This is a genomic window from Taibaiella koreensis, assembly GCF_003545715.1.
Lineage (GTDB): Bacteria > Bacteroidota > Bacteroidia > Chitinophagales > Chitinophagaceae > Taibaiella > Taibaiella koreensis.
On the sequence record NZ_QVNU01000005.1, the window covers coordinates 95508 to 108426 of the forward strand.

Below are 12919 nucleotides of genomic sequence, written 5' to 3' on the forward strand. Positions count from 1 at the left end.
GGCCTTTCATTTGAATAATAACAATGTAGAAGAGTTTATTTACTTGCTTTTTTCAGCTCGGCTCCGGCAGTACCGGGAGCGGACGCCGCTTTGGTTTCCCGTACAGGCGGATGTTGCTCAAACTTGCCTTCTGCAACCTGGTGTTGCCTGGGCAGGGTAACGGCATCTATGCTCTTGCTTTCAGGCTGTCCCCACTCTGCGGCATGCAGGTAGTGTCCTTTCATTTCCGGCTCTTTCTCCACTTCGGCCACTACACGGTGTGCATTGGCATATTTATCGTGACGGATACCGGTGATCTGCCAGCTTACTTTTACTTGCGGTGCATTGGTCTTGATCAGGAATTGACCATTGTGCATTTCCTCCGCGATGATGGCCTGGGCAAATGTCCCGATCACGGTCAGCTGGTAGCGGAATTCTTCGTTCAACGCTTCAAAATAAGCAGGCATTTTCACCACAGCGACACCTTGCGCATCGGTAGTTACATTACCGTTGTAGATATTCATCATATCGGGGCTTTCTACGAAGCTATGGTACAGGTATTTGTTCTCCGGGTCCAGCGGATGGTCGATCTTAAAGGTACCGCTGCCCTTGGCTATGGAGCCGGTGATCTGGACATTGCCGGAAAAATAACCGGCATAATTGGTCGTTGCGCCGGAAGCAAAGCCATATACCCCATAACGTACAGTGGGTACGGTAGCGCCACCCACGGTTTGCGCATTACCATAGACGCCATAAGTATTACCGATACCAGTAGTCGCGGCAAAGGAGGCATTTTTATTATAGCCTACAACACCTATGCCGCCTACCGAACCGCCCATAACGCCGGCCGTATTGGCCGATCCGTAAACGCCGAGGTCCTGGTTACCCACGCCAAATATAGTATTGGCATCCTGGTTGTTCACACCGTTGTAGCCGGTACCTTGTACGCCCACGCCATAGTTGCTGCCGTTGTAGCTGCCAAACACACCCGCTTTAAGACAGCCCTGAGCGGTATAGGAGTAACCGGATATGGTCGCAAAAGTATCGATGGCCGGTACCGGAGTAGCCGGCTGGGTCACCATTAGTCTGCCTGTAGGTGTGCTGGTACCGAAGCCGGAAGAACCGGTGGAAACCACAATACCACGACCGGTAACACCACCGTCAAAGAAGCCGGCTACACCGGCGCCGGTAGCCACACCCCAGATACCGTTACCGGTACCGCTGCTTACCCCTACGGTACCGCCGAGGGTACCGGTCGATAAGCCGTACACGCCATTCTGTGTGCCACTCACACCTATCACACCAATGCCGGTAGTAGATTCTCCATAAATAGCACCAGCTGTAGCAATGCTGGTTGCGGGGGTACCTGTAAGGGTAGCCCGGGCTGCATTGCCAATACTGCCTGCAGTGATCTGGAACTTGATATTGGGGCTCAGCGTGGGTGTATTGAGGCCTACGCTGGTACCGTCATCGGTGAGCTGGGAATTTACGCCTGTCGTGGCCGTACCGAATTTGATGAGTGTATTGGCTGTACCGTTGATATTGGCCGAGCCGGCTGGACCAACAGGACCCACGGGGCCAGCAACACCGGCTGGACCTACCGGGCCTACGGGGCCAATGGGACCAATAGGGCCTACAGCACCCACAGGACCAGCTGCGCCGGCAGGACCGGTAGCACCCACGGGACCTACAGGGCCTACGGGACCAAGGGGACCAGCGGGGCCCACAGGACCGGCAATACCCATAGCCCCGGCGGGACCTGCAGGGCCTACAGGACCAAGCGGACCATCGGCGCCGGTAGCACCTATAGGACCAATGGGGCCTACGGGACCCACAGCTCCGGTAGCACCCACGGGTCCATCGGCGCCGGTGGGGCCGGCAGGGCCGGTAGCGCCTGCCGGTCCGGGCGTACCGCTGGCGGCATACATAGCATAGGGCACGCTAAGCAGCTGGCTGGCGCCCAGGTCGGTATAATTGGTACCGCCGGCCGGGTCCAGTTCCACTTTGATATATTTATCACCAGTCGACCAGTCTACGTCGCCCAAGGTGCCGGTAACAGGTGTACCGGCGCCGATGGCAACGGAATACAGGCCATAGGCATTGGTAACGGCCGATTGGGTTTCGACATAAACAGGCGTACCGGTCGCACTGTCGCTCAGGATGCTGATACGCATCCCTAAGCTTTGGCTGACCAGCGGCGCGCCGGAGCCATTGCGCGCAATACCCTGGTAGTTGAATTTGGCGGGGATCTGTGCCTGCGCCAGAAGGAAGGAAGAGACCAATAAGGCGCTGAGTAGTATTTTTTTCATTGTAAGGGTTTTTCAGGAATGGGAAAAAAGGTGATGGGGATTAATGGTTATTGTATTTTCTGGATCTTAAATGTGCCGTTACGCGACGCTCCCTGCTGTTTCCAGGTAATGCTCAGGTGGTATTGCCCCTGCGCATATGCCGCCATAGAGATCTCCTGTCTTTCATTACCGGCTTGCAGTGCAAACTCACGGCTGAAGAGTTGCCGGCCCAGGGCGTCGTAGAGTACGCAGCTAAGCTTGCCGGCTTTATTAAAACGGGGCTGGAGCAGCAGGATCGTTGTGGCCGGATTAGGGAATACGAGCAGGTCGTTGGCGTCGAGGCCCTGCCCATGCACCCCTACACCATCGTCGTGAAAGGGTTGCAATACGCCGGGAGTAACGACAAGCGTGGGTGAGACGAAGCTATTGCTGCCGATGCCGCCGATAGCATATTCATAGCTGTTTCCGGTGATCTGCCTGCCGCCACCGGAGGCATTCAGCTCAGCCGGGCCTATGCTTTGTGCCCTGGCCTGAAGCGCCAGGCAGCACAAGCCGGTACATATCATGTAAATTGGTTTCATACGATAAGGTCGATAGGTTAAAAAAAATGAATGTTGAAAGGAAAGGCCGGTCTACACTTCAGTTACATATTCCGCTTGGAGAACGTTGATCAAAGGACGGGCGCGCACCGCCGGTTGACAGGTACAAAATTAAATTTATCATGCTATATAACAAATTGCCAACAAAAGCGCTGCAATCTAAAACAAGACTAATTGGTCCCGTATTTAACTTATTATCAAATAGTTAAGAAGCAATTCGCCACACCATACATATTTGAAAAATACGTATTAAAGCGGAGGCTTTTGGCCATTAAAAGAGGGCTAAGAGGAGACATTTGAATTGTTTTTTTATGCAAAAAAGCATCTCACCTGTAGCTTTGTTTTAGCTCGAATACCAACAATTTAAGATTTGAAATTGCCCACCAGGAAGGTATAACCGCAAAGGGCGCTAAGAGGAGTGTGAGTATTGCGTATTGAGATTTGAGTATTGAGATTTGAAATTTGGAACCTAAGACTTGAAAATCGCCAACTACCAATTGCCCACCAGGAAGGTAACCGCAGAGGGCGCTAAGATGAGTGTGAGTATTGCGTATTGAGATTTGAGTATTGAGATTTGGAACCTGGAATTTAAGACTTGAAAATTGCCAACTGCCAACCGCCAATTGCCCACCAAGAGATAACCGCAAAGGGCGCTAAGATGAGCCTGAGTATTGAAATTTGGAACCTGGAATTTAAGACCTGAAAATTGCCAACTGCCAATTGCCCACCAGGAAAGTATAACCGCAAAGGGCGCTGAGCTTTATGCAAAGGGCGCAAAAGATGAGTGTGAGCCTGAGTATTGAGATTTGGAACCTGGAATTTAAGACTTGAAAATTGCCAACTGCCAATTGCCCACCAGGAAGGTATAACCGCGAAGGGCGCAAAAGATGAGCGCGAGTATTGCGTATTGAGATTTGAGTATTGAGATTTGGACCTTGGAATTTGAAAATTGGAACCTGGAACTTAAGACTTGAAAATTGCCCACTGCCAATTGCCCACCAAGAGATAACCGCAAAGGGCGCAAAAGATGAGCGCGAGTATTGCGTATTGAGATTTGAGTATTGAGATTGGGACCTTGGAATTTGAAAATTGGAATTTGGAATTTAAGATTTGAAAATTGCCAACTATCACTGGAAATTGCCAACTGCCAACTATGCTTTGGAATTTGGAACTTAGTATTTTGACCTTGGATTTCCCAGCTTACAGGCTGTTCTTCATCTTGATCATCTTCAGCGCGGCGATCATTGCCTCTTCGCCTTTGTGTCCATGGCTGCCGCCAAGGCGTTCCCAGGCCTGCGCTTCCGTATCCAGGGTCAATACGCCAAAGATCACCGGTATAGGCAAGCTCAGGTTCAGTTGCAAAATACCTTCGGTTACCGCTTTGCACACATATTCGAAATGCGGCGTCCCCCCACGGATCACCGCGCCGAAAGCGATAATCGCCTCGGGCGCTTCCGTAAGACTTTCTCGGCTTTCCCATACCGCCTTGCAGGCAAAAGGGAGCTCGAAGCTACCCGGTACATATATCTCGTGCGAGATCACCGCGCCGGTTTCTCCGGCAACGCGCCTTGCGCCCGCGATCTGCGCAGCAACGATCTTATCGTTCCATTCGGTAGCCACGATCGCCACCCTGGGATTGTCCATATCATCCAGACCGGTGATATCAAGCAAAGTGCTGCTTTCAGAAGATTGAGCCATGTGAAATGTGAGACGTTAGATGTTAGACGTTAGATATTAGACTTTAGATATTAGATGCAAGAGACAGGAATCAATGTAAGCGATTGTAGGTATTAGGTATTACGTATTAGGTATTAGGTACTTGATACTTGATACGTAATACGTAATACTTGATACCTGATACTTGATACCTGATACTTGATACGTAATACGTAATACGTAATACTTGATACGTAATACTTGATACCTGATACTTGACTCTTGATACCTGAAATTTACCCCCGCAGCAACTTGTCCAGCGCCAGCACCTGTTCAATAACAGACAGGGTACCGTCGTTGCGGATAATATGATCGCAGCGGCTCATTTTCTCCTCCTCATTCATCTGCTTATCCATACGCGCTTTGATCGCCTCTTCGCCGGCATTATCCCGCTGCATAGCCCGCTGCAGCCGCAGGGAGTAAGGCGCATAGACACCGATCATTTTGTCCATTTCCTTATCGCTGCCGCTTTCAAAAAAGATAGCAGCTTCCTTCAGTACATAAGGCGCCTGCTGCTTTTGGGCCCAGGCATTGCTGTAAGCAATGGTGGCAGGATGCACCAGGCCGTTCAATTGGCGAAGCTTTTCTTCATTGCCAAAAACCATGGATGCCAAAAACGGCCGGTTGAGCCGGCCGTTCTGATAAGCTTCTTCACCAAATACGCGGCTGATCTCCTGCCTGAGCCGGGCATCATGCTCCATCAAGTATTTTGCCGTATCGTCGGCATGCAGCACCGGAACACCCAGCAGGCTGAACAGCTCAGCTACCAGGCTTTTGCCCGATCCGATACCGCCGGTCAATCCTACTTTCAGCATAGGGATAAGCTCGTAATCAAATTATTTTACTGCTGCTACAGAAGAAGCGGCGGTAGTTTGACCGGTACGCTTCAAGTAAGCCTGGGTCATTTCCATGGAAATAGCCTGGCGTTCGATAGTAATATTGGTGTTGCGGTCGATCTCGATCACGATCGTGCCGTCTTCATTGGTCCGTATAATACGGCCATGAATACCGGAAGTGGTAATGATCTTATCGCCGGTACCCGTGCTTTCGGCAAATTTCTTCTGCTCTTTTGCACGCTTCTGCTGCGGACGGATCATAAAGAAGTACATCACCACGATCATACCCACCAGCATGATCGGCATCATTGCCCCACCGCCCGGTTGTGCCTGAAGCATAACACTTGCAAAGGTTGTTGTCATTTTAAACTTAATTTTTAGAATTGAGGTGCAAAGGTACGGAGAAAAATGCAGGCGACCATAGGCGCCCTCTTGTTAATGTTGCCTTGTATCAATTATGTAGACCAGGAGCGCATCCTCGCCGGCAAAGAGCCGGATGTGCTGCCGCCCCTGCCCTTTAACCTTATAAACCAGACGAATACGATCGTTATGCGTATCAGCCGGTTATTTTGTACGTTCTATTTTACGGATCTTGTTCTCGCTCAGCAACTCTTTCAGCAGGTTGTCCAGTACCCCGTTCACAAACTGTCCGCTTTGCGGTGTGCTGTAGTTCTTGGCGATCTCGATATACTCGTTGATCGTTACCTTGGTAGGAATAGTGGGGAAATAGAGTAGTTCCGACACGCCCATTTTCAGCAGGATCATATCGATCTGCGCTACCCGCTCGGCATCCCAGTTTTTCAGCTTGGGACGGATAAGCTCCATGAGGTGCGCATCTTTTTGCAATACGGTCTTGAGCAGGCTATAAGCGTATTCCCGCTTTTCGGCGGAAATGAATTGCAGGAAGTTAACATTTTTAGGGCTGCGGAAGTAATTGTCGATCAGCATCACCACCATCTCCTTATCATCTTCCCAGCCGCTCCACTCGTCGCCTGTATGTTCCTGGAAATCCTCGTTGCCGAGCATTGCTGTACGCCATATGTATTGCATGATCTGCTTTTCACCGGCAGCATTGCGGCTTTGCTCGGCCGTATACTCCTTATAAGGCTCCGAGCTGACCAGCGACTGGTAGATCTTTTTTACCCATTCCTCATCGATAAAACGCTCCAGCTTGTCTTCCTTTACTTTTTCCAGGAAGGTGGCGTTACCCAGCAGTTCCCACAGAAAAGTATTGCCGGCGATCTTGGTATTCACCTCCAGGTCTTCCTGTGTAGGCAGGTACTTGGAAGCCCGCTGCCGGGCACTGGTCTCGGAAAACTGCGCCACTTTGCTCACATAGAGCAGCATCAGCGCAAACAGGTCGGAGGAACGTTGTATTTTTTCCACCAGCACCTTGATCCCGTTCTTTTCGAGGGCGGGCAGGTCGGTAGAAAGTTCCTTTTCTACACCGGAAGGATTTTCGGCGTAAGCCTCCAGGGCATACAGCGATTGCATTACTTTGACCCTGATATTTCTGCGACTGATCATATTTGAAGAAAAGGAGGCGAAGGTACGCATTCCGGCGGGCATAGACAAAAAACGGGATCTCATGCTCAAATTTTCCCCCTCCAATCCCTTAGCGCCGGCCGGTTTTCACCCAATAGTATTTCGACGCGAAAGGCCTGCATCATGATTATTCTGGTAAAAAACCTATTTTTGTCAGAACACACACTACCACATCACAATCTATGAGCGTCACTGTCGCCCTCATCCTTTTTTGCCTGCTGCTTATCGTCATCTTTACCGGCGTTGAATACGCGTATCTCGCTTCCAACAAGCTTACCATTGAGCTTAAACGGAAGCAGGGCCGTGCTTCGGGCAGAATACTAGGCTCCTTCTTCGATTATCCCGAACGTTTCTGGAGCGCCACCGTGATCGGCTTTTATATCGTACTGGTCTGCTTTTGCTTTTTCTTTTCCAAGCTGACCACCATGCTGGAAGAAAAATATCTGTCGCGCACAGGTCTCAACCTCCGCTTTGAAAATTACCAGAACCCTGCCTTTTACCTGCACCTGGCCATTGATTTTGTCTTGGTGACCTTTATCATACTGGGCACTATCGGCATCATTGCCAAAAGAAGCTTCGAATTCCACCCGGAGGCCAAGCTCAATACCTGGAGCAAGTTCATCAATATCATTTGCGACATTACGGCGCCCTTTGCTACCGTTTTTATCGGCGTATCGGAATTTATTTTGAAATACCTGTTCAATGTGCGCATCAACAAGAAGGAAAGCATTTTTGAGCGTACCAATACTGTGCAGTTCCTGAGGCATGCTACACACGGCCATGCTGTAGACCTCGACGAGGCCAACAAAGAGCTTTTTGAACGTGCACTCGACCTTACCAAAGTGAAGGTGCGCAAATGCATGACGCCCCGTAACGAAACGACCGCCGCCGATATCAATACTTCGGTGAAGGACCTGCGCGACAAATTTGTCGATACCAAGTTGTCCAAGATCGTGATCTACGAAGAAACACTGGACACTGTGCTGGGCTATACCCATCACCTGGACCTCAACCGCCGCCCACAAACGATCCAGGAGATACTCCACCCCATTCCTACCGTACCGGAAACCATGAGCGCGATCGACCTGATGCACAAGTTCACCAAGGAACGGAAGAGCATCGCCTGGGTAGTGGACGAATTTGGCGGCACCGCCGGCTTCGTCACCATGGAAGATGTGCTGGAAGAGGTCTTTGGCGACATCAAGGATGAATACGATACCGAAGAGTTTACCGAGAAGCAGATCAGTGACAACGAATACCTCTTCTCCGGGAGATTGGAAGTAGATTATCTCAATGAAAAATACGACCTGGATATTCCTTCCGACGAAGCGGACACCCTATCGGGCTTCATCATCACCAATCATGAAATGATACCGAAGCAGAAGGAACGCATCATTATCGACAACTATGAGTTTGAGATCCTGATGGTGACCGATACCCGCATCGAGACCGTAAAGCTGAAAATACTGAACCATTAAGCTCCCATGATCCGCAAATACATACTGCCGCTGCTTTGGGTTTGCCTGTTCATCAGCATCGATGTGACCGCACAGCAGAAGACGGCGCCCGACATGCATTTCAAAGACACGGAGGAAGCTGCTGTAAGCAATAAAGATATTCCCAAAGGCAAAGCGCTGATGCTGCTCTATTTCCGCTCCGACTGCGACCATTGCGAGCATACAGCGCAGCAGCTGAAAACCACAGCCCGTCAATATCCCGCTACTATTTGGATGGTGAGTGCGGAGCCTATCCCCACCCTGCGCACCTTCGAGGACATGATGGGACTCTACGATATCGGCAACCTGCGCGTGATGCAGGATCATACGCAATCTATGCACCGCTGGTTCGAATTCACGAAGCTACCGTTCATTGTGCTGTACGATAAGAACGGCATACAGAAGGCCGTGTTCGACGAGCTGCCCACGGCGGCTACTGTAAAGAAAATGCTGGCGGTACGCTGAGGCATTTTCAGTTGGCGGTACAACGCTTTAAGTATCTCTATCTTCGTTACTTTTTTGCTTCTCCAAAAAAGTAACCCAAAAAGGAGCCCCAAAAATAATGCTCCGCTATTTTTGGGTAGCCCCGCACCCGGGCCATGAATGGTCATGGGACTTAGGGAAGTGTACTTGGGACAAAGGATTCACGTATCAGCTTCATGTTGATCTATGAAGTACAAGCTTGCCGAGCTCAGGTTTTCGCAATACCAAGAGCATATCATTCTTGCTGCAGACAAGGGTTTCCTGCAGGATGGATAGCAATTAAAAAGATTTTGAGCGGTAAGTGATTTCTCCCCTATCTTTGCACCCGGATATCAGGTCTTTTTCTACACAGACAAGCCAAACCATCTACCCCTTTGAGAGTTCCGGTAATCATAGTGCTCATTGCTGCCCTGCTCACTCAATCGATGAGCAAGGGTATCATTGTGCTCAGCTATTTTACCAACAAACAGGCTTACGAACGCTATTGCGTAAATAAAGCCCGCCCCCAGCTGCATTGTGACGGTAAGTGCCAGATGGCCAAAAAGATCAAGGCCGAAGAAGAGCGCGATCAGAAAGATCCGCTGAAAAGCACCACTTACGAAACCGTCCTTATCCTGCAGGATCATTTTTTCCGCATTCAACCCGAGTACTTTCCCTTAGCGCTTAAGGAGCACGTTTATCCCCTGGCTATCGGGCATACCCGCGATATGTCCCGCAGCTGCTTTCATCCGCCCAATGCGGCCTAATCTCCTTCTCTTTCTTTTCCTTTGAATGGCTTTGGCTATAAAGCCAGGTATTGCTATGCTTTCGTAACAGGTATTCCTGTATCGTATTGCCGCGCCCATGTTTCATCGTAAGGTAACTTGATGCGGTAACGAAGCTTTGTCCCGGCCGCCTGCCAGCTGCGGTCCAGGCTGGGCGCTGCTGCTATCATCGATGCCGTTCCGCGGCCGTCGGCGGGGTATGTTATTCCCTGTGGCTACCCCGCATGCCATCTTGCCAAGCGTATGCCATGGTATAAAGAAAAATCGAGGAGGACACGATCTGAGCGATACGCTCTTTTATTTTCATCTCCTTTAATGCTTCAACAAACAAGATCCAAATGAAATCTGCTTATAAAATTATTACCCTTGCTTTCGCGGCGCTGCTCGTACTCGCTTCCTGTAAAAAAGAAAAGAACGAACCTGGATTCGACGACCAGAACCTGGCGCCGCTTTCCATCGAGTTTGACAATATCGTGGGCGGGCAAAACCTCTACCTCAATACCGGCTCTTATACCGATGCGGCCGGCGAGTCTTTCTCCGTCAGCCTGCTTCAGTACTTCATCAGCAATATCAAGGTGCGTAAAGCCGATGGCACCGAATATGTGGTACCCCAGGACAGCAGCTATTTTCTCATTAAAGAAGGCGACGAAGATCTTTCGCATGCCGTAGTGAACGTACCCGAAGGCGATTACACTACGCTTACATTCACGGTAGGTGTCGACAGTCTGCGCAGCACCATGGATGTGAGCAAACGCACCGGTGTGCTCGATCCTTCAGGCAGTATGGCCGATGGTATGTACTGGGGCTGGAACAGCGGCTATATCTTCTTTAAGATGGAAGGCTTGTCGGATGCTGCGCCGGTTGATCCCAGCGGGCAGCATAAGTTCCGCTACCATATCGGCGGCTTCGGCGGATACAATGCGCCCACGATCAATAATATCAAGACCATTACACTGGATCTGAGCGAAAGAGGTGTGGCGAAGCCCCGGAAAGACCGGAAGGCCAATATACACCTGATGGTAGACATCAGCAAAGTATTGAGCGGCAGCACTACGGTAAGCATTGCCGCTAACCCCGAGGTTATGTTCAGCGACTACAGCGTCAACATTGCCAACAACTATGCCCAGATGTTCCGCCATGATCACACCGAAAATTAAAGGATCATGGACAGGAGAAAAATAGGTATTGGCCTGTCGCTGCTGCTGCTCATGGGGCTGGCTGCCTGCCGCAAGGAAGTGCTGGAGCAGCTGGAAATTGCCTTTCCCGGTTTTGTAAAGCCGGCCAATTTTCCCGAACCGGCCTATCATTTCAATACCAATGCGGTGACCCGGGAAGGTTTTGAGCTGGGTCGCAGGCTGTTTTACGAACCCAGACTAAGCCGCAACAATACCGTCAGCTGCGGCAGCTGTCATATACAGTCGGCGGGCTTTACACATCATGGGCACGACATCAGTCATGGTATCGACGACCGTCTGGGCAAGCGTAATTCGCCGCCCATCATGAACCTGGCCTGGAACACTTCGTTCATGTGGGATGGAGGCATATTCGACCTCGACCTGCAGCCTGTAGCGCCCATTACAGCGCATGAGGAAATGGATGAAAAGGTGGACAATGTGCTGGCCAAGCTGCAGGCGCATCCCGATTATCCCGGCTTGTTTGAAAAGGCTTTTGGCAGTAAAGAGATCACTTCGGCCAATTTCCTGAAAGCGCTGTCGCAATTCATGTTACTCTGTGTGAGCAGCAATGCCAAATATGACAGCGTGATGCGGCAAGAGGGGCCGGCCTTTACCAATGACGAAGCGGCGGGCTATGCTTTATTCAGGCAGAAGTGCGCCGCCTGTCATACCGAACCGCTATTCACCGATCATTCCTTCAGGGACAATGGTATCGGTATCGGTTACAACCGCGACAGCGGCCGCTATCTTGTAACCCTCAACGAGGCTGATCTGTACCGGTTTAAGGTGCCCAGCCTGCGCAACCTGGCGTATACAGCGCCCTATATGCACGATGGACGCTTCTATACGCTGGAAGCCGTGCTGGACCAGTATTCGGAACAAGTGAAGCATACGCCCAACCTTGATCCGCTGTTGCAGCAGAACGGCGTAACAGGCATCCCGCTTACGGCGACGGAAAAGAAGCAATTGCTGGCTTTCCTCAACACCCTTAACGATAAACAATTCGTGACGGACCGCTTACTTTCTGAACAATAAACATCAAACAGATGAAAAAAGGATTGCTCTTACTTTGTCTTTTGCTGGCCGGCATCCCCTATGTACAGGCCTGCGATATATGCGGCTGCGGCGCAGGCAGCAGCTACCTCGGTATCCTGCCCGACTTCACCACCAGGATCATAGGCATACGGTATCGCTACAACAGTGTGCTGACACATGTGGCGCCTGAGGGTATTGCCTCCTATCTTACCGCCAGCGAGCGTTATCACACGGCCGAGCTGTGGGGCGGCTGGACCTTTGGTAATAAGGTGCGCCTGATGGCCTCCGTACCCTTGGGCTACGATACCCGCAGGAGCCAGGAGGAAAATGATTCCAAGACCGGCCTGGGCGATATCAACATCCAGGGTTTTTACCATTTACTGAGCCGGAGAAGTACGCTGGGTGGCAGTAAGCTATTGGTCCAGGACCTTTGGATCGGCGGCGGCGTCAAGCTGCCGACAGGCAAGTACGAGCCGCTGGACATGGACGAATCGGGCAAAAGCGCCAACTTGTTCCAGCTGGGTACCGGTAGCTTCGACTTCCTGCTCACCGGCATGTACGACATCCGGCTGCAGGATGCGGGCCTCAACCTGAGCGCCAGCTATAAGTACAATACAGCCAACCACTACGACTATGACTATGGTAATAAATGGAACGGCAATGCCCAGCTGTATTACAAATTCCGGATCAAACAACAGGCCACAGTTGCTCCCAACCTGGGTATGAGCTACGAGCGGTCGGCGCAGGATCTTAACGAAGGTTACAGCGTGTATACCTCCGGTGGCTATGCCCTGTACGGCACTCTGGGCGCAGAATTACAGTACCGGAAGATCGCCCTGGGCGGCAACTGGCAGCCGGTGCTGGATCAAAACCTGGCGGCCGGTGTGGTCAAGGCGCAGAACCGCATGATGCTGCACCTGTCGTTGATGTTCTGATCCCTATGTTCAATGGTAGAGACGTTGCATGCAACGTCTCTACCATTGAACATATATGCAACGTATCT

Annotated in this window: 12 protein-coding genes; 6 read left to right on the forward strand and 6 right to left on the reverse strand. The window is 50.9% G+C overall.

The genetic code is table 11. The features are described 5' to 3' along the window. Nucleotides 1-35: 35 nt before the first annotated feature. The 6 genes from DZK30_RS26520 to nusB all read right to left on the reverse strand — a co-directional run bounded on the left by DZK30_RS26520 (nt 36) and on the right by nusB (nt 7008). On the reverse strand, nt 36-2288 hold the full coding sequence (locus DZK30_RS26520; RefSeq protein WP_118975331.1) for a collagen-like protein: 2253 nt from the start codon (nt 2286-2288) through the stop codon (nt 36-38). A gap of 47 nt (nt 2289-2335) precedes the next feature. Further along, a complete protein-coding gene (locus DZK30_RS16785) occupies nt 2336-2848 on the reverse strand; it encodes a T9SS type A sorting domain-containing protein (RefSeq protein ID WP_118975332.1) in 513 nt (170 codons plus the stop codon). 1218 nt (nt 2849-4066) lie between these two features. Then, nucleotides 4067-4564: a 6,7-dimethyl-8-ribityllumazine synthase gene (gene ribH / locus DZK30_RS16795; protein ID WP_240432943.1), complete on the reverse strand. Its 498-nt coding sequence runs from the start codon at nt 4562-4564 to the stop codon at nt 4067-4069. Nucleotides 4565-4818: 254 nt separating this feature from the next. Further along, nucleotides 4819-5397: a dephospho-CoA kinase gene (gene coaE, locus DZK30_RS16800; protein ID WP_118975334.1), complete on the reverse strand. Its 579-nt coding sequence runs from the start codon at nt 5395-5397 to the stop codon at nt 4819-4821. Between the two features lie 21 nt (nt 5398-5418). Then, entirely contained in the window at nt 5419-5781 is a 363-nt protein-coding gene (gene yajC / locus DZK30_RS16805) for a preprotein translocase subunit YajC (RefSeq protein WP_118975335.1), read from the reverse strand. Between the two features lie 201 nt (nt 5782-5982). Beyond that, the gene (gene nusB, locus DZK30_RS16810) at nt 5983-7008 is read right to left on the reverse strand and encodes a transcription antitermination factor NusB (protein WP_240432944.1); all 1026 of its coding nucleotides are present in this window, start codon (nt 7006-7008) and stop codon (nt 5983-5985) included. A gap of 137 nt (nt 7009-7145) precedes the next feature. Between nusB and DZK30_RS16815 the strand changes: the two genes are divergently transcribed. The 6 genes from DZK30_RS16815 (at nt 7146) to DZK30_RS16840 (ending at nt 12851) form a co-directional block, all read left to right on the forward strand. Further along, entirely contained in the window at nt 7146-8441 is a 1296-nt protein-coding gene (locus DZK30_RS16815; RefSeq protein ID WP_118975336.1) for a hemolysin family protein, read from the forward strand. A 6-nt stretch (nt 8442-8447) separates the two neighbouring features. Continuing rightward, entirely contained in the window at nt 8448-8924 is a 477-nt protein-coding gene (locus DZK30_RS16820; protein ID WP_118975337.1) for a peroxiredoxin family protein, read from the forward strand. Nucleotides 8925-9316: 392 nt separating this feature from the next. Beyond that, a complete protein-coding gene (locus DZK30_RS16825) occupies nt 9317-9688 on the forward strand; it encodes a hypothetical protein (protein WP_162903168.1) in 372 nt (123 codons plus the stop codon). A gap of 356 nt (nt 9689-10044) precedes the next feature. After that, on the forward strand, nt 10045-10863 hold the full coding sequence (locus DZK30_RS16830) for an MbnP family protein (RefSeq protein WP_118975339.1): 819 nt from the start codon (nt 10045-10047) through the stop codon (nt 10861-10863). Between the two features lie 6 nt (nt 10864-10869). Next, nucleotides 10870-11916, forward strand: a complete 1047-nt coding sequence (locus DZK30_RS16835) for a cytochrome-c peroxidase (protein ID WP_118975340.1) — start codon at nt 10870-10872, stop codon at nt 11914-11916. Between the two features lie 11 nt (nt 11917-11927). Next, a complete protein-coding gene (locus tag DZK30_RS16840) occupies nt 11928-12851 on the forward strand; it encodes a transporter family protein (protein ID WP_118975341.1) in 924 nt (307 codons plus the stop codon). Nucleotides 12852-12919: the final 68 nt, after the last annotated feature.